The organism is Halobacterium sp. DL1 (genome assembly GCA_000230955.3).
Lineage (GTDB): Archaea > Halobacteriota > Halobacteria > Halobacteriales > Halobacteriaceae > Halobacterium.
In genome coordinates, this window is the sequence record CP007060.1 from 2,274,743 (window position 1) to 2,292,347 (window position 17,605).

At 67.3% G+C, this 17,605-nt stretch carries 16 protein-coding genes; 6 read left to right on the plus strand and 10 right to left on the minus strand.

The features are described from left to right. The first annotated feature begins 42 nt into the window (after nucleotides 1-42). Both HALDL1_13725 and HALDL1_13730 read left to right on the plus strand, forming a co-directional pair. Nucleotides 43-1,293, plus strand: a complete 1,251-nt coding sequence (locus HALDL1_13725) for a hypothetical protein (protein ID AHG04526.1) — start codon at nucleotides 43-45, stop codon at nucleotides 1,291-1,293. Nucleotides 1,294-1,442: 149 nt separating this feature from the next. Next, on the plus strand, nucleotides 1,443-2,258 hold the full coding sequence (locus HALDL1_13730) for a hypothetical protein (protein AHG05373.1): 816 nt from the start codon (nucleotides 1,443-1,445) through the stop codon (nucleotides 2,256-2,258). Between the two features lie 53 nt (nucleotides 2,259-2,311). Here the strand turns inward: HALDL1_13730 and HALDL1_13735 are convergent, their stop codons facing one another. The 3 genes from HALDL1_13735 to HALDL1_13745 form a co-directional block, all read right to left on the minus strand. Then, nucleotides 2,312-3,055, minus strand: coding sequence for a universal stress protein (locus HALDL1_13735; protein ID AHG04527.1), 744 nt, complete (start codon nucleotides 3,053-3,055; stop codon nucleotides 2,312-2,314). Nucleotides 3,056-3,057: 2 nt separating this feature from the next. Then, the gene (locus tag HALDL1_13740) at nucleotides 3,058-4,488 is read right to left on the minus strand and encodes an amino acid transporter (protein AHG04528.1); all 1,431 of its coding nucleotides are present in this window, start codon (nucleotides 4,486-4,488) and stop codon (nucleotides 3,058-3,060) included. A gap of 119 nt (nucleotides 4,489-4,607) precedes the next feature. Further along, nucleotides 4,608-5,975: a cobalt transporter gene (locus tag HALDL1_13745; protein AHG04529.1), complete on the minus strand. Its 1,368-nt coding sequence runs from the start codon at nucleotides 5,973-5,975 to the stop codon at nucleotides 4,608-4,610. A gap of 196 nt (nucleotides 5,976-6,171) precedes the next feature. Here HALDL1_13745 and HALDL1_13750 point away from each other — a divergent pair, with 196 nt between their 5' ends. Then, entirely contained in the window at nucleotides 6,172-7,374 is a 1,203-nt protein-coding gene (locus HALDL1_13750; GenBank protein AHG04530.1) for a sodium-dependent phosphate transporter, read from the plus strand. An 8-nt stretch (nucleotides 7,375-7,382) separates the two neighbouring features. Here the strand turns inward: HALDL1_13750 and HALDL1_13755 are convergent, their stop codons facing one another. Further along, on the minus strand, nucleotides 7,383-7,814 hold the full coding sequence (locus HALDL1_13755) for a universal stress protein (protein ID AHG04531.1): 432 nt from the start codon (nucleotides 7,812-7,814) through the stop codon (nucleotides 7,383-7,385). A 73-nt stretch (nucleotides 7,815-7,887) separates the two neighbouring features. On the opposite strand from HALDL1_13755, the gene HALDL1_13760 reads away from it, so the two are divergent. Both HALDL1_13760 and HALDL1_13765 read left to right on the plus strand, forming a co-directional pair. Next, nucleotides 7,888-8,421 carry a hypothetical protein gene (locus HALDL1_13760; GenBank protein AHG04532.1) on the plus strand — a complete coding sequence of 178 codons (534 nt, stop codon included), beginning with the start codon at nucleotides 7,888-7,890 and terminating at the stop codon, nucleotides 8,419-8,421. Between the two features lie 170 nt (nucleotides 8,422-8,591). Further along, nucleotides 8,592-9,614 (plus strand): hypothetical protein, encoded by a 1,023-nt coding sequence (locus tag HALDL1_13765; protein AHG04533.1) that lies wholly within the window; start codon nucleotides 8,592-8,594, stop codon nucleotides 9,612-9,614. Between the two features lie 62 nt (nucleotides 9,615-9,676). On the opposite strand, the gene HALDL1_13770 is transcribed toward HALDL1_13765, so the two are convergent. Further along, nucleotides 9,677-10,381, minus strand: coding sequence for a glycerophosphoryl diester phosphodiesterase (locus HALDL1_13770; protein ID AHG04534.1), 705 nt, complete (start codon nucleotides 10,379-10,381; stop codon nucleotides 9,677-9,679). 321 nt (nucleotides 10,382-10,702) lie between these two features. Further along, nucleotides 10,703-11,509: a membrane protein gene (locus HALDL1_13775; GenBank protein ID AHG04535.1), complete on the minus strand. Its 807-nt coding sequence runs from the start codon at nucleotides 11,507-11,509 to the stop codon at nucleotides 10,703-10,705. Between the two features lie 42 nt (nucleotides 11,510-11,551). Here HALDL1_13775 and HALDL1_13780 point away from each other — a divergent pair, with 42 nt between their 5' ends. Then, the gene (locus HALDL1_13780) at nucleotides 11,552-11,656 is read left to right on the plus strand and encodes a hypothetical protein (protein AHG05374.1); all 105 of its coding nucleotides are present in this window, start codon (nucleotides 11,552-11,554) and stop codon (nucleotides 11,654-11,656) included. A gap of 226 nt (nucleotides 11,657-11,882) precedes the next feature. On the opposite strand, the gene HALDL1_13785 is transcribed toward HALDL1_13780, so the two are convergent. The 4 genes from HALDL1_13785 to HALDL1_13800 all read right to left on the minus strand — a co-directional run bounded on the left by HALDL1_13785 (nucleotide 11,883) and on the right by HALDL1_13800 (nucleotide 17,603). Then, nucleotides 11,883-12,539, minus strand: coding sequence for a hypothetical protein (locus HALDL1_13785; protein ID AHG04536.1), 657 nt, complete (start codon nucleotides 12,537-12,539; stop codon nucleotides 11,883-11,885). Then, the gene (locus HALDL1_13790; GenBank protein AHG04537.1) at nucleotides 12,532-13,200 is read right to left on the minus strand and encodes a DNA-binding protein; all 669 of its coding nucleotides are present in this window, start codon (nucleotides 13,198-13,200) and stop codon (nucleotides 12,532-12,534) included. Before HALDL1_13790 ends, HALDL1_13785 begins: the two co-directional genes overlap by 8 nt. A gap of 43 nt (nucleotides 13,201-13,243) precedes the next feature. Further along, nucleotides 13,244-15,316, minus strand: a complete 2,073-nt coding sequence (locus tag HALDL1_13795) for a histidine kinase (GenBank protein AHG04538.1) — start codon at nucleotides 15,314-15,316, stop codon at nucleotides 13,244-13,246. 340 nt (nucleotides 15,317-15,656) lie between these two features. Next, the gene (locus HALDL1_13800) at nucleotides 15,657-17,603 is read right to left on the minus strand and encodes an ABC transporter ATP-binding protein (protein ID AHG04539.1); all 1,947 of its coding nucleotides are present in this window, start codon (nucleotides 17,601-17,603) and stop codon (nucleotides 15,657-15,659) included. Between the last annotated feature and the right edge of the window lie 2 nt (nucleotides 17,604-17,605).

A 17,605-nucleotide genomic window follows, 5' to 3' on the forward strand; every position in this document is an offset into this window, starting at 1 on the left:
CCCACCGAGCGTTAAGTTCGTTCGCGGCGAACAGTGTCGACAATGAGTGGGTCCGGTTCCGGAGAACGCGACGAGCGCGCGCTGGTGGCGGCCGAGTGCGAGGGGGCGACCGACCTGGGCGTCGACGTCGGGGTGCTCGTCGCCAACGCGCCGACCACCGACCCGGACCGACTCCGGTCGTTCGCGACCCGGGCGGCCGAGGACGCCGTCGACGAACTCGCGGCGGCGACGGACGTCGCCTGGCGGTTCTACCTCGAGGAGACGACACGCCTCGCCGACCACGACCGGCGCCGCCCCTCCGAGTTCCTCGACCGCGCGACCCACCGGATGGTCGAGGGGCCGTACGACCTCGTCGTCGTGGTGACCGACGTCCCCCTCGTGTCGAGCAGAGAGCGATTCGTCCCGGGGCTGGCGTCCCCGCTCTCCCGCGTCGCCGTCGTCTCGACGCAGCGACTCCGGAGCGCGCCGCGGGGCGAACCACGACGGCCACTCGACGGAGAGGCCGTGCGCTGGAACGCCGCGACGCTGCTGCTCCACCTCGTCGGCCACCTGCTGGGCGCCCGGCACGGCGACGCCGACGGCGGGGTCATGGAGCCGTTCCGGTTCGACCCGGAGCGGCGAGCGGTGCCGGCCTTCGACGCCGACGTCGAACGCCACCTCCACAGCGTCGCCAGCGAGATTCCCGCGACGGAGGCGCGGCCGAGGGGACCGCTCGGACGACTCGCCTTCCACGCCCGGAGCGCCGCGCGGAACCCCGGTCAGATCCTCCAGGCCCTCGCAAACAGTCGCGCGCCGCTACTCCCGCTGTCACTGCCGAAGCTGTCGACGGCTGCGCTGGCGCCCACGCTCGTCATCGTCTTCAGTGCTGAGTCCTGGGACGTCGGCTTCCACATGAGCGACCTCACGGCCGCGCTGTTCGCCGTCGTGAGCGTGCTCGCCGCCGCGCTCTACCTGCTGTTCGTCCAGAACCTCTCGTTCCCGCGTAAGCGCCACCGGGTCGTCACCGAGCACACCGCCCTCGTCAACGTCACCGTCTTCCTCGTGCTCCTGCTGGCGATGGTCGGCCTCTTCGCGCTCGTCTGGGGCATCATGCTCGTCATCGAGGTGGCCGTCTTCCCGTCGAACCTGATGTCGAACTGGCCGAGCCTCGAGGACCCCTCGGTGGGCATCGTCGACCTCGTCCGCACCGGGGCGTTCATCAGCACCATCGGCGTGCTCTCGGGGGCGCTGGCCGGCGGCCTGGAGAACCGCCGCATCGTCAGCCACCTCGCGCTGTTCCCCGACCAGCCGTAGCCCTCGGACGGCGCCCCCGACCCACTGGTTGTGTCGGTCGCCCGACAGAGAATTACGCCGACTGACCTGCGCCTGGGGAGGGTTCAACAGCTTCCGGCGCGTAGCGTGTACCGCACCGACCGATTCGACGCTGCCGGCAATCCACCACCATGTCAGAGCACACCGAACCCGGCGACGCTCCGGACGCACAGGCCACCGAGGAAGCGGCAGACCCGACCCCCGCTGAGCGCGTCCGCGCCGCGGTCACGGAACGCGGGCGAAACGGGACGGCGGCCGCCGCGGCCGGCGGCCTCCTCTTCGTCAGTGGCGGGCGAGCGGTCGCACGTCGGCGACGCCGGGTGGCCGCACTCCTGCTCGGCGCTGGCGCCCTGGCCGTGGCCGTGCTCCAGCGCCGACGCTCGGGCGAGGACACCGAGAGCGTGGAGGGGCCCGGGTCGACCGACGCCGCGGACGGGGAGTCGACGGTGTCCGCCGAGGCGTACGCCCACCGGATGGCAGCCAGCACGATGAACCGGACCCGGGCGGGGCCCCGGGGCGTCGACGGGGAACCAGCGGTCGACACCGACACCAACCCCGACGAGGGTCGCGTCCGGTTCTCGACGGGACAGGACGAGGACGTGACGCGGAAACCCCACGTCGACGACGCCGACCCGAAGGACCCGCGGTACCCCGACGAGGGCGACCCCGGAGCCGAAGGCCCCGTGGACGTCAGCCTCTCGAAGACGAAGATGACCGACGAACTCGGCAAGGTGGCGGGCCCCGACGACGACCAGGCCTACCCGTCCCGGGAGGGGACCGACCCCGAGCCGATGTCCGAGCGAGCGCCACCGAGGTACGGCGAGGGTGGGGCGGAGGACCCGGACGGCGAAGAGGAAACTAGCGAGGCGGACGAGGGAACGGCCGGCGCGGACGAGGGGCACGCGGCCGACGACGAGTCCGCAGACGAGGACGAGGACGCGACCTGAGGAGGGACCGCTGGAGCAGTTACCACGGGACGGCCACGGCCTCGCCCGAGTCCTCAGTCCGACCCCGACTCGCCGTCTGTACTTCCTGGCTCGCGCTGGACGACGAGCACTGGACCGAGGAACTGCTCGGCGACCTGCTCGGACCGCAACCCGAAGACGAACGTGGCCAGCGACGGGTCCGACTCGCCCATGACGACCGCGTCGAACTCGTCGGCAGCGTCGACGATGGCGTCCATCGGACGCTGCTTCTCCCCGAGGCGGACGTCGAGGGCGTCCTCGTCAATGCCCCGTTCCACGAGACGGGCGGTCACCCCGTCGAGCAGCGTCTCGGCGTCCTCGTCGGTCTCCCCTTCGGCGGCGACGTGGAACAACGTCACCGCGACGCCCGTGCCCGCGAACAGCCCCGCGACCAGGCGAGCCAGCCGGTCGACGCCGACGGCGCCCCGGACCGCGACGAGGACGTCCTCGGGCGGCCCGGTGGCGTTCGGGACGAGCACGGCGAGACAGTCGTGCTCGGCGATGGTCCGGTCGATGGTCTGCTGGCCGGCGTGCGTGAACACGAGGCGCGTCTCGACGGTCGCCCCCGCGTCCACGAGTATCGACTCGAGCTCGTCGAGTCGATTGGTCGCCCGGTCCTCGAACTGCAGGCGGGCCTGACCGGGTGCGGTCTGGTCGGGTACGACGTGGTAGCCCAGCAGGACCACGTGGGCGTTCGCGAGCAGTTCGGGGACGCCCTCCGGGATCGACTCCCCCTCGAGGACGCGGACTGGAACGAGTACGGTGGGTCTGTCTTGCATTGTCAGAAGTCACCCCTCAGTTCGACGGTGCCGGCGTAGTACCGGTACCAGAGATAGGAGACGAGCATCACCGCGCCGCCGATGGCGATGGAGGCCCACTGCATGAACGCGACCAGCCCGAAACTGGCGGCCGCTCCGACGACCGGCAGGACCGGAACGCCCGGCATCCGGTAGCTGGGGTCGTACCAGTCGGGGTCGCGCCGGCGCAGGACGAGCACCGCGACGCAGATGAGGCCGTACATGACGAGGTGGAGGAACGAGGCAACCTCCGCGAGCACCGCCACCTCGCCGGTGGCGACGAGCAGGAGAATCGGGCCGCCCGCCGCCAGCAGCGCGACGTGGGGCGTGCCGTACCGGAGGTTGATCCGGCTGGCTCGCCGGGGGAGCAGGGCGTCCCGGCTCAACGCGTACACCGTGCGGGAGGCGCTGAGTATCGACGCGTTCGCGCTGGAGAACGTCGCAAGCAGGCCGGCGAAGAGGATGGCCACCGCGCCCGGGAGGCCGAGGAAGTCCCGGGCTACCTCAACCATCGCCGTCTCGCCGAACCCCGACAGCTGGGAGGCGCCGAACGCGCTCGTCGCGACGAAGATGGTCACCACGTAGAAGACGGTGACGACGAGCACCGACCCGACCATCGCCAGCGGGAGGTTGCGGCCGGGCTGCTTGATGTCGCCGGCGACGGTGGCGACCTGCGCGAAGCCGAGGTAGGAGGTGAACACGAGCGCGGCGGTGCTGAGGACGGGGAAGTACCCCCGCGAGAAGAACGCCTCCGGGACCGTCTGGCGGCCGAAGACGCCGAGCGCGTCGAGGGAGCCGTAGGAGAGGAACAGCGTCAACACGACCAGCAGGAGCGCCACGACGACGTTCTGGAGTTTGGCGGTGTTCTCCGTGCCGGTGACGCTCAGGGCGGTCAGGACGACGGCGAACAGCAGGCCCATCGGAACCACCGGACTCAGCGACAGTTCGATTCCGACCTCCCCGAGGACCGCGGCGGCGTAGTGACCCAGCCCCACGAGGTAGAACGCGGAGGCGAACACCAGTCCGAGCCACAGTCCGAGGCCGACGATGGCCCCGAAGGCCGTTCCCATGCTCCGCGAGACGAAGAAGTAGCCGCCGCCGCTCCGGGGCATCGCGGTCGCCAGTTCGGAGGCCGGCAGCGCGACCAGCAGCGCGACGACGCCGCCGACGCCGAACGAGAGCGCCGCTGCGGGACCCGCGTTCCCGGCAGCCAGCCCCGGGAAGACGAAGATACCCGCGCCGATCATCGTCCCGATACCGATGGCCAACCCGCCGACGAGGCCGATGGTCCGCTCGAGTTCGACGTCCTCCTCGTGGACCGTGACCTCGTCGGAGACCGCCCGGGGCTCGGGTTCGGGTGACTCCCCCTCGAGGTTCTCCCCGGTCCCGGGAGTGGGCTTCGAGTCTGTCGTCAATTCCGGCTCACGAGTAGCTGTATCGGAACGTCAGCCAATAAAACTGTACCCGGTCAGAGACCCCGTCAGGGGGTCGACGGCCGCTTCGCCGATGCTCCCGGAGGAGACCCAGTGGCGACTCACTCGGTCGGTTCGGTCTCGTCCGGTTCGGTCTCGTCCGGTTCGGTCTCGTCCGGTTCCCGGATGACGATGCTCGTGACGCGGGCGCCGTCGACGCCCTCGACGGAGAGCCGGTAGCCGTCAGCCTCCACCTCGTCGCCGACCTCCGGGGCCCGCCCCAGGCGGTCGAGGACGAGGCCGCCGAGCGTCCCGAACTCGTCGCTCTCGAGGTCGGCGTCGAGCGCCTCGTTGACCGCCGCCAGCGAGACGCCGCCGTCGACGACGTAGGTGCCGTCGGCGCGCCGGTCGATGGAGGGTTCGCCTTCGACTTCGTCGAACTGGTCCTGGATGTCGCCGACGACCACCTCCACGACGTCCTCGACGGTGGCGATGCCTTCGAGGGAGCCCCACTCGTCGATGACGGCGGCCATCTGGCTGTGGTCGCGCTGGAACTCCACCAGGAGGTCGTTGACGCGGGTGCTCTCGGGGACGACGGTCAGTTCCCGCGCGATGTCGCCGGCCGTGAGGGGTTCGCCCGTCGCGTCGACGGACTCGCTGGCCCGGAGCACGTCCTTGACGTCGACGAAGCCGACGACCTGGTCCTGGTCGTCAGCCTCGACGACCGGGTAGCGCGTGTGGCCCTCCGAGAGGACCACCGAACGGATCTCCGAGAGCGGCAGGTCCTCGGACACGCTCACGACGTCGGGTCGCGGGACCATCACCTCGCGGACGGTGATGTCGTCGAGTTCGAAGACGCGCTCGATCATCTCCACCTCCTCGCGGTCGACGTGGCCCTGCTTGCCGGAGTGGGAGAGCACCATCAGGATCTCCTCCTCCTGGAGGGTCTCCTCGCTCTCGGAGGCGGGCTTGACGCCGATGAGGCTGGTGAAGAAGTTGGCCGTCCCGTTGAAGACGACGATGCCGGGGACGAAGAGGTAGTAGAAGAACTTCATCGGCGGCGCGAGCAGCAGCGACATCCGCTCGGCCTCCGCGATGGCGATGGTCTTCGGCGCGAGTTCCCCGAAGACGACGTGGAGGAAGGTGATGAAGCCGAAGCCGAGCGCGAACGCGACCAGGTGGACGAGGCTCTCGGGGAGAATCGTCCCCAGGAACGGTTCGATGAGCGCTGCGACCGCGGGTTCGCCGATCCAGCCGAGACCCAGCGAGGCGAGCGTGATGCCGAGCTGGGTGGCCGCGAGGTAGTCGTCGAGGTTCGTCACCGCGTCCGAGAGGGTGGCCGCTCCGGGTTCCCCCTCCTCGACGAGTCGCTCCACGGTCGTCGAGCGGATCCGGACGAGCGCGAACTCCGAGGCGACGAAGAAGCCGTTCAGCGCAACCAGGAAGAACGCAAGGAACAGCCGACCGAACGAGAACGCGGCGTTCACCATCGCTGTCCCCGTCGGTCGGACCGCTGGACTGTTGGCTCCCGTGGCGTCGACCGTGGCGGCGTCTCGAGTTTGGTGAGCGGCTCGCTCATTCGTTGTGGGAAATCCGGGTCACGTCCCTGTCAATGCTTGGATTGGTCGCCTCGGAGAGGGCCGATTCATCCCATCCTTTCTATAGCTGCCCGCTGAAACGGCCTGTATGAGCGTCGTCTTCTGGGCCCTCGTGGCCTTCGCGACCGTCAGCTGTCTGTTCATGGCGTGGTCGCTCGGCGCGAACAGCAACTCACCGCCGTTCGCGCCCGCCATCGGCGCGAACGCGGTGTCGACAATGCGCGCGGCGTTCCTCATCGGCATCCTCGCGGCCGCCGGCGCGCTCACGCAGGGCGGGGCCATCTCCGAGACGGTCGGCGCGAACCTCATCCGCGGTGTCACCATCACGCCGCTGGCGGCGACGACGGGGCTGCTGGTGGCCGCGTCGTTCATGGCGTTCGGCGTCTACAGCGGCTACCCCGTCCCCGCGGCGTTCGCGACGACCGGCGCGATGGTCGGCGTGGGCCTCGGCCTCGGCGGCGCCCCGGCGTTCGAGACGTACCGGGAGATCGGGACGTTCTGGCTGCTCGTTCCGCCGATGTCCGGCGGGCTGGCCTACCTCACCGCGACCCTGCTCCGGCGCGAGGACGTCCCCGAGACCCTGTCCATCCCTTTGCTCGCGGCCGTGGTCGCCGCTATCCTCGCGAACGTCCAGCTAGGGGTGATTCCGCACCCGGAGCAAGCACAGGCCTCGGTCGCAGCGGCGGTGGCCGTCTTCGTCGGCGGACCCACCGTCCTCGGCGTCGACCTCGTCGTGGTCGTCGTCACGCTGCTGTTCGCCGTCCTCGCGTTCCGCTACATCCAGCGCCGGACGCGGGCGTCCGTCGAGACCGGCATCCGGACGTTCCTGTTCGCGCTCGGCAGCGTGGTCGCGTTCTCCAGCGGCGGCAGCCAGGTGGGACTCGCGACCGGCCCCCTCGAGAACCTCTACGGCGTCGAACTCGGCCTCCCCGGGACCACCCTGCTCGCCATCGGCGCGACCGGCATCCTCGCCGGCGCGTGGATGGGCGCCCCCCGCCTCCTGCAGGCGACCTCCCGGGAGTACGCCCAGCTCGGCCTGCGGCGTTCCATCGCGGCGCTCGTCCCCGGGTTCGTCATCGCCCAGGTCGCCATCGCCCTGGGCATCCCCATCTCCTTCAACAACATCATCATCTCCGGCGTCATCGGCGGCGGCCTCGCGGCGGGGACGGCGGGCGTCTCCCGCCGGAAGATAGGCGTCACCGTCGGCTTCTGGGTCATCACGCTCGCGACCTCGATAGCCACCGGCTACGGGCTCTATCAGCTCCTCTCCGGGCTGTTCGGCATCCAGTAGCGGTCGGCCTACCGCACGACGGTGACGGTCACCGGCGCCTCGCTGACGACGGTCGTCGCGACGGTCCCGAGCAGTCGGCTCGTCAGGTCGCCACGCTCCCCGCCGTGGCCGCCCATCACGACGTGGTCGACGTCGTGGTCCGCGACGTACGCGAGGATGGCGTCCGCCGGGTCGCCGGTGTCGACGGCCGTCTCGACGGGGCGCTCGGCCGACGCGGCCTCGGTCTCGGCGCGCTGAATCAGCTCCGCTGCTCGCTCGCGACCGGCGTCCAGGCGCGAATCGTCGGGTTCGAGGACGCCGCTCTCGCTCATCCCCGTGTCGAGAGGCGTGACGACGTTCAGCACCGTCACGCGGCAGTCGAAGGTCGCGAGCGCGTGGCGGAGCGCCTCGTCGGCCAGCGGCGACCCGTCGAGGGGAACGAGCACGTGCGATGGGGTCACGTGCGTACTTCACGGACGAGACGTAAATAGCGTGGCGACGCGGCTAACCGGCGCCGGGGCGTAGGCTCCGCGGATGGTCAACGCGTTCTGGCTGGACCGCGACCTCGACCAGGCGGCCCGCTGGCTGGTGGACGCCCACGTCACCAGCAGCGTCTTCGAATGCTCGATGGTGCTCACGACGGCCGTCCAGTTGCACGGCTACCCAAGCGACGACGACCTCTACTTCACGCACCCCGACCATCCGCTCACGCAGTGGGCGGCGGACGCGTACGGGAACTGGCGGACCCTCCACGCGTACACCGAGGCGGCCCACGAGGAGTGGCGCTACCGGTGGGACCACGAGCCAGCGGAGTCCCACGGCTCCTGGGCTGTCGTCGAGACGCTCGACGGCGACGCGGTGGCCGACCTCGCGTGGCCGCGCGAGACGGCGCGCGACCCCCCGCAGGTGACGGGGAAGTGGACGGCGCCCGACTACGTCGACGCCTACCGCTACTACTACGCCAACGAGAAGCGCGACCTCTTCGAGTGGTCGAAGGACCGGACGGAGCCGCCGTGGCTAGCGGAGTACACGGTCGAAGACGACCCCGTCGACGCGAGCGGTGAGTGACTGATGGGCGGACCGCCGAGCGTCCGGAACTACGACCGCGAACTGGGGGCGACCGTCACCCGACTGGGCCGCCGACTCGACCGTGCGTCTCGCGGCGTCCACACCTGTAAAAACGGCTTTCCGCTGCCACGCCGCTCCCCAAGTGCGTGAATCGGCTAGCTCCGGTCGAGATGGAACTCACCCGACGGCGGAAAGCCGCAGTGCTCGCTGTCGCGGTGCTCGTCGTCGGCGCCGCGGCCTACGGACTCCTCGTCTTCGACAGGCCGAGCGTCGAGTCTGTCGAAAACGAGTGGGGCACCGTCGAGGAGAATCAGAGCGAGGTCGAGACGAAAATCGCGGTCGACAATCCCTGGTTGCTCAGGCTCGCCGACAGCGCGGCGAACGTCAAATACACGGTCGCGCTCAACGACGTCGTCTTCGCCACCGAGGAGAAGAAGCGGGTGACGCTCGGCAGCGACGACACCCTCACGACGTCGACGTGGGTGAACAACGACCGGATTCCGGAGTGGTGGGTGACGCACGTGAACAACAACGAGACGACGACCGTGACCGTCGACCCCTCCGTCGTGGTCCGGTACGCCGGCCTGAAACTGCCGGCGGAGTCCCTGACCCGGAACCGGACGTTCCAGACGAACCTGCTCGAACCGCTCGAGACGGAGGAGACGCGGCGGTTCTCGGCGTTCGGCCGGGAGGTCCTCGTCGTCGACGAGACGGACGCGCAGTGGGGCCAGGCGACCGCGGAACGGACGCCCATCGACGCGTCGGCCAGGGTGACGAACTCGCTCCCCGCCCCCATCCCCGTCACCGAGATTCAGTACACCGTCCGGATGAACGGCATCGTCGTCGGGAGCGGCCAGGCCGCCGAGCAGACGGTGCTCCCGGCCCAGAGCACGCGGACGCTGGAGGCCCGCGCGGTAATCGACAACTCGAAGCTGGACGACTGGTGGGTTACCCACCTGCGGAACAACCAGACGACGCGGCTCACCGTCACCTTCGACGCGACGGTCCAGTACGGCGCCGTCGAGCGAACGCTCCCCCTGGAGTTCCTCTCCTACAACCGGACGTTCGAGACCGACGTGTTCGGGTCGGGGTCGGTCGGGAACCAGTCCGAGTCGCGGGGCGCACTGCCAGAGGGACCGCCGGCCCCGACGACGAGCCACCGTTCGTCAGCGCTGGCCGGCGCCCGGGGGTAGCCAGTACGGAGCGACGGACTCCGCCTCGTCACGGCGGAGCGGTGAGTAGCTCCGGCAGAAATTCAGAGGATGTCGACCCGATCGAGCATCGCCCCGTCGACGTCCCGTGCCGCAATCGCGTCTAGCTGGTCGCGGGTTCGAATCGGCCACGCGACCACGTCCAGTTCCGCGTCGTGGGCGGCGTCCACGACGTCCGATTCGACGGCGAGGGAGTACGGAACCTCGACGAACGAACAGTCCAGCGCGACCGCGGATTCGACCGCGTCTCGCTGTTCTGACTCGGTCACAGTACTCGGGTCCACGTCCTCGTCCTCGAAGTACGCGAACGAGACGTAGCCGGCAGCGGCGTCCCAGGAGAGAGCGGTGGCCTCGGTCAGCGCGCTCGTGTCCGTCGAGCAGAGGTAGACGTCGTGGTCGTACTGGTCGGCGACCCGTTTCACGTCGGCAGCGATTCCGTTCGTTTTCAGGTCGAGTTGTACGTCGACGTCCGGGGGAATCGTCCCGAGAGCGTCGGCCAGTGTGGGGACGTGTTCGTCGGTGTCCAGTACGGAGAGTCCACGGAGCGTCTCGTAGTCGGTCGAATCGACCTGGTGTTCTTCGCCCGTCAGTGCCGCCGTCGTCGCGTCGTGGAAGAGAACGATCTCACCCGAACCACACTGGCGCACGTCGAGTTCCACGCGGTCGACGTGGTCGACGACCGATTCGATCGCGAGCAGCGTGTTCTCCGGGAACTGCTCCGCACAGCCCCGGTGAGCGATAGCGTCCATGGGCGAAAACTCACGGAGTGACGTCAATAACGTTTGGGAGTGTGTCACAGTGGCACGCGAAACGCCGGCCGCGTCGACCCACGTTCGGTCACCGCTCCGCAGAGACCTGTGGATGGAACACTGCCTCGGCGCTCACGGCACACAATCTAGCCACCGAGAATGCGCTCGGCCGCTCGGTCGACTGCTTCCGGCCGGGGCATACGAGCAGGAGATGGGGTTCGTCGAGCGCTTCTGCACTCGATGGCGTGTCCCGCACAGCAGTATCTCTCCCCCTCGCATTCTACCACCTCGAATGCTGGCTGAGCAGGCCGCGATGCTCGCTCAGATTGGGGAGTTCAGCGTCCCGAAGTACACCTGCCACGCGAGGGCGGATTTGGCGACTAGACTCAACACGATGTACATCTTCTCTCCGAAGAGGTAGTTCTTCCACCGAGACACCTCCAGATACTGGAGGGCCATGTTCAGCGCGAAGAGGTTGAAGAAGACGAAAATCGAGACGTAGATGTAGATGACGAACTCGGGGAACTCGCCGGCACTGGCCGTCACCGACCCGACGAACGCGACCCCGATGGTAATCCAGGGGACGATACCGGCGATAACACCCACCCAGTAGGGCGTCCAGTCCGTCTGTTCGGTCAGTTCGTTGCGCTGCTCCATCAGGAGACCGGAGAGATTCATCACCGCAACGAGGCCGAACAGCGCCACGAGCGTCCCGAGGTCCCACACGCCGGACAGCATCCCGATCACGACGATCATCAGCGAGGCGCTCACCGAGTATTCGTACCAGCGATACGGATTCATGCCCCTGTCGAGATACCGGACGTACTTGTCGTACCAGACCGTCGCGATGGCGGTGTGAGCGAGCGCGGAGATGAAGAGGAATCCCGCGACCAGCAGCGGGAGGTTGGCGTCGACGAACGCGACCGTCTCCGGGAAGATCGACTGGCTTCCAGGGTCGAACCCGTACCTGGTGCGAGTTATCGGCCACAGGACGGTGTCGGCCAGGAGCACCATCGCCGCCCCCTGCAGGAAGTGGAGGACAGCCATGACACTGTTCCACAGTCGGAGTCGACTGTCCCGTGCCGACTCGCGCCGTCCGGAGCTCGTCGTCGCACTGTGTGAGGACATCGTACCAGTCTAATTACTCACTGGATTGAAATATATCTGGGGGTGGCCACGACCGCGTTCACCCCCTCCCTGAAACTCCTAATCGGTGGGTCCATCGCCGTGTACCGGGTCCTGTGGGATGCCCATGGAGACACGGGCGACCCGTAAAAGACGGAGGCCTCGGCACTCACGACTCACAAACTATCCATAGTGCCTGTGTTCAGGAGGGTTTCGAGCGCGCTCGTCTGGTTGCTGCTCGCCAGGCACGCGGGTGCCGCTTCAGGACCGCCTCAGTCACGACGAGACTCGTCTCACGGTTGAGTTGTGGAATACACGTTCGGGCGACTTCCAGGAAACCGGTCCCGGAACCCCACTCCGGAAGCAACCACCACAGTCAGAACGGCTCCCAGGCCGTCGGTCGCCGACCCAGCCCGCGGACACGGAACTCCATCTCGCCACTATCGGTATCCCGGAGTTCGATCACGCCGTCGAACTGTCCGGTGATCGTGTTGACGACCTGCTGGTCGTGGCTGTCGTTGCTGAGGGTGTAGATCCCCAGTCCCCCGGTTTCCTCGATCCGCTTGGTGTAGACGTGGAGGAATCTGAACACTTTGCTGCTGTCGAGATACTGCAACAGCGTCGATATCGAAATCAGCCCATATCGGATATCGGAGACGCCTCGATCCTCGAAGTGTCGGAACAGTTTCGCCATACTGACGCTGATACCGGTGAGATCGCCGGGCGAGGAGATTGACTCGATAGTCGCATCGAGGAGGTCCGTACCATCTCCGCCGGAGGTGTCGACGATGCCGACGCGGTCCCGGTCCAGTGAGTCGACGTGCCGTTCGAGATCGGTGTAGACCTTCTCCGCACTTTCTGTGGAGATGCAGAGAATACCGTCTCCGTCCTCGTATCCGGCAGCGAGCAACTCCAGGGCCAGTGCTTGCTTCCCGCTCATCGACGGGCCGACGACGACGATGTTCGTCCCCGCCGGGAGCTCGTCCAGATCGCCACCCGGCAAGGCACCGCTCACGTCGTATGCATCAGTCATCGCTTCCCTCGCTTGTCTCGAAGTCCCCGGTATCGGCGTCCTCGAAATTCTCCCCCTCGCCCAGTTCGACATCGTCGAAGCCCGAGTCCCCGTCTTCGACCTCGCGTACCGCACTGACGAAGTCGACCTCTGCGCCCATATTACCCAGGTTGTCGTCGACCTCGGTGCGCTGGGACTCGATACGGTCGAGTAGGTCCTGGTACACTTCGCTCTGCTCCAGTTCCGCTTCGGTTTTCTGTGCCTGCAGCGCGCCTCTGCGCGCCATCAGCGAGTGGTACTGCTGGAACGCGTCGTCGACACCGGCCCTGTCGAGCAACTGCTGGATGGTGTCGAGCAACTCCTGCCGTTCCGGGGGTTTGGTGATGTAGGCGTCGAACCCCATCTCGACCACGTCGAAATCGGGTTCGACCGCCGTCACCATCGCCACGCGACAGTCGATCGCTCGCTCGCGGATCTCCCGCAGTACCTGTTCCCCCGACAGTTCGGGCATCATCCGATCGAGTAACACGACATCGACTGTGTCGTCGACCGCATCGAGTGCCTCCTGGCCGTCGGCTGTCAGTCTGACTTCGTACTGGTCCGAAAGCCAGAGTTCGTATCCCTCGGCGATTGTCTGCTCGTCCTCGGCGATGAGGACGACCGGTTGCTCCTGATCGGTCATTCTTCCCACCTACGTTCGGCCGTCCCTTTCATGAGTGTTATTGTCATGCATCCGCCTCGTTGGCTCTCAGTTCGATCACGAAACAGGCTCCATCAGCATCGCTGTCTTCGATTCTGACGTCACCGCCGTACTTTTCGATCATCACGTCGACAAAGAACAGCCCGAACCCGGAGCCGGTCTCCTTGGCGTGAGAACTCTCCCCGCGTCGGAAGACCGCCTCCGTTCGGTCGTCGTCGATACCCCGTCCGTTGTCTGAAATCCGTACGCTGACGGTATCTCCGTCGGTTTCGACACTCGTCTCGATCCGGAGGCCGTCGGTGTCGTTGTGTTCGATACCGTTGGTCAACACGTTGCCGAGGACCTCCGCGATCAACTCGTCAGCCTCGACGCAGACGCCGTCCGGAATCGCTGTCTCGAAGGTTACGTCGGGATAGGCGGCCTCTAGTTCCGATATCTTCCGGTCGAGAATCGGCGAGACGTCGATCGATTCGAGTTGGTGTTCCTCCTCGGGCGTCGCGAGGGTCTCGACCACCTGTCGGACGCGCTTGGTGACCTCCGTCGTCGTGTTGCACCAGTCGACGATAGTCTGGGCGTACTGTGCCTGTTGGCCGTCGAGTTCCGCAGCGAGTAGTTCCCCGCGCATCTTGATGACGGTCATACCGTTCAGAACGTCGTGGCGCAGAATCGAGTTGAAGAACTCCATGCGTTTGCGCTGGCGCTGGAGTTCCGAAACGTCCATCGAGACGCCGATCACACTCGCCACCTCACCGTCGTCGTAGACCGGCGTATAGTGGGTTTCGAGCGTGATATCCCCGAGCGTGACGGTGTACCGGAACGACTCCCCGTCCAATGCGCGACTGGCCGCCTCGAGGACTTCCTCGTGGTCGGCGTAGATATCGAAGATGTTCTCGCCGACCAGATCCTCGGGTTCGAGCCCCAACCGTGAGAGGATGTTGCCACGCATCTCCTGGAAGACACCGTCGCTGTCGAACCGGTAGAGGATGACCGGCGCAGCGTCGAGAATCCGACGCAGCGCCTCGCGCTGACTGGAGATGTCCGTCGAGACGGCCGCGATGCCACCCTCGTAGGGATACGCCTGGACGTTGACCCAGTGGTCGCCGGACTCGTACTGGTACTCGAAGTTCTCCGGGTTGCCGGTCTCCATCACCCGTCGAAGTGTCCGTTCGACGACGGTCCCGCTGACTTCCGGGAACACGTCCCAGAGCAGCTCGCCCTCGATCTCCTCGACTGGCTTCCCGAAACGCTCTGCCAGTGTCTCGTTACAGAACCGAACGCGCCACTCGCTGTCGATGGTGTAGTGTGCTTGCGGGAGCCGTTCGACGAGTTGGCGGTACTGTCGTTTCTGCTGGCGAAGCGCCTCGTCGTTTCGCTTCCGGTCGGTAATATCGGTCACGATGCCGATTATCCGCCTGCCGCGGTCCCCGTCGGTGTGTACTTCTCCGCGTGCGTACACCCACCGCTGTTCCCCGTCTGTGCGTTCGATCCGGTACTCCGTCTGGAACAGCCCGCTGCGCTCGACCGCGCGTTCGATCGCCGCCTCTACGACCGCGAGGTCCTCTGGATGGACTCGCTCGGCAAACGCTTCGAACGTTCCCTCGAACGTCCCCGGTTCGAGACCGAACAACCGCTCCATGCTCTCGGTCCAGATCACCTCGTCAGTCGTCATATCCCACTCCCAGACCCCGGTATCAGTCCCGGCCAGGGCGACTTCGAGCCGTCGCTCCGACGGGGTTGGTACGGTTTCGATCGCCTCGTCCGTAACCGGTCGGATCGTCGACAACAGCCGGGACTCGTCGTCGACGGTGATCGCATCGAGGACGAGTGTCACGCGCTGTTCGTTGCCGCTCGCATCGGTCAGCGTCGTCTCGATCTGTTCGGGGTGACTGCCGAGCGCACGGTCGATCGCCGCCTCGAGTGCCGATGCGTCCCCGGCAGCGAGGTCCGCAAGTGACTGCCCCTCCAGTGCCGACGGATCGTCTCCGAGCACGTCGGCGTACGCCCGATTCACCGATTCGAGACGGGCCGAACCCGGTTCGTGAACTGCCATGCCCGCCGCCGCTTCCTCGAAGACTCGCTCGTGAAGTGAATCGGCCATTGCGGTGGTCTTCTCGGCACTTTCTTGCCCCACAGTATAGTCGTGCCCCCAAATGCCAATACAGCAACCGTTGCTCCGGAGTACGGACCGCCGGCGTTAGTTATCCGACGCCGACGGCAGGTGATCACGTGGCCCCGTGCCGCTCGCAGAGGGTAGCAGACGCAATTCTCCGACTTCGTACACTTCTTCTCGCAAATGTATGGATAGAAAGCTGGCCTCGGCACTCATAGGGCTCGTCAGTCCGCGGGAGCCACCCCGGGTCGGCCCGGTGGCTTCGTCATCGGCCGGTCGGCAGTAGCGGCCGGACGACCAAAACGCCTCGGTCCTCCGGACGGGGCGGTCACTCCGTCAGCGCCGCAGAATCCCCGCTGCCGCTCTGGGAGTTCCAGAGGTCGGCGTAGATGCCGCCCGTGTCGACGAGTTCGTCGTGGGTGCCGAGTTCCACGATCTCGCCGCCGTCCATCACGACGATGCGGTCGGCGTCCTGGACCGTCGAGAGGCGGTGGGCGATGACGAACGCGGTGCGGTCGGCGGTGAGCCGCCGCAGCGACTCCTGGATGAGCTCCTCGGTCTCCGTGTCGACGTCGCTCGTGGCCTCGTCGAGGACGATGATGGCGGGGTCGTTGAGGAGCGCGCGAGCGATGGAGAGCCGCTGGCGCTGCCCGCCCGAGAGTTTGACGCCGCGCTCGCCGATCTGGGTCTGGTAGCCCTCGGGCAGGTCGCGGACGAACTCGTGGGCCTCGGCGGCCTTCGCGGCGTCGAGCACGCGGCCGTCCACGCGGAAGTCGGTCGCCTCGTCGCGGGGCTGCTCTCCGCCGGGCGAGTCGTCGAGCGCGGAGAGGTCGCCGTACGCGATGTTCTCCTCGACGGTGCCGGAGAACAGGTAGGGGTCCTGTTCGACGACGCCGACGTGCTCCCGGAGGCCCTGGAGGCTGTACTCGCGGACGTCCGTGCCGTCGACGCGGACCGCGCCGGAGTCCACGTCGTAGAACCGCGGGACGAGTTTGACGAGCGTGCTCTTGCCCGCGCCGGTCGCGCCGACGAGGCCGACCGTCTCGCCGGGTTCGACGTCGAGGGCCACGCCCGAGAGCACCTGCTCGGTGTCGTCGTAGCCGAAGTGGACGTCGTCGAACGTGACGCGCCCGTCGACGTCGTCGGGGTCGACGGGGTTCTCGGGGCTGGTGACGGTCGGCTCGTGGCCCAGCACGCCGAAGACGCGTTCGGCGCTGGACTTCGCGCGCTGGTAGCGGTTGACCGTGACGCCGATGCGCCGCATGGGCGCGTACATCCGGCGCAGGAACAGGAAGAACATCGTGAACGTCCCCGTGGTGATGCCCGCGCCGAGGACGAGCGGGCCGGCGACGAACTCGCCGCGGATGACCATCTCGCCGCCGACGATGAGGATGCCGACGAACGCCACGCCCGTGAGCACGCGGATGGTGGCGAAGAACATGCGCCGGAGTTTGATGGCGGCGACCTTCTCGTCGTGGTAGGTCGCCGACTGGCCGGCCACGCGGTCGAGTTCGAAGTCGTAGCGGTCGAACGCCTTGATGACCTTCGCGCCGCCGATGTTGTTCTCCAGGCGGGCGTTCATGCGCGCGACGGTCTCCCGGATGCGCTTGTACCGGGGTTCGATCCACGTGAGGAAGAAGGCGCTCGACAGGCCGATGATGGGAACCGGCGCGAGCGCGATGACAGCCAGCGGCGGCGACACCCAGAACAGGACGGCGCCGATGCCGCCGACCGTCGCGACGACGCGGATTATCTGGCGTATCTCGTCGTTGAGGAACCGCTCGAGGCGGTTGATGTCGTTGTTCAGTATGGACATCATCGCGCCCGTCTGGTGGTTCGCGAAGAAGTCCAGCGAGAGGTGTTGCATGTGGTCGTACGTGTCGTTGCGGAGGTCCCGCTGTATCTTCTGGGCAGTCGACTGCAGCAAGTACCTGGAGACGAACCTCGTCACCGAGCGCACGACGTAGGCGAGCGCGGCGACGAGCGCGAGGCGGTGGAGGAGCGCGACCCGCGTCGCCTCCGACGTGACTGCCGCGCCGGGGACGAGGCCGAGCTGGGCGAGCAGCCCAGGTTCGCCCGACTGCAGGATGACGCGGTCGATGGCGGCGGCGACGACCAGCGGCGGGACGAGCCGCGAGAGCCGCGTGACGAGCGAGGACGTGATGCCGACGGAGAGGCGCGGCCAGTAGCGCCTGGCGTATCGGAGCAGGCCCACCATCGGGTGGCCCTCGACCTCCTCGCGGACGTCCTCGAAGCCGCCGAGTTCGTCGGGCACAC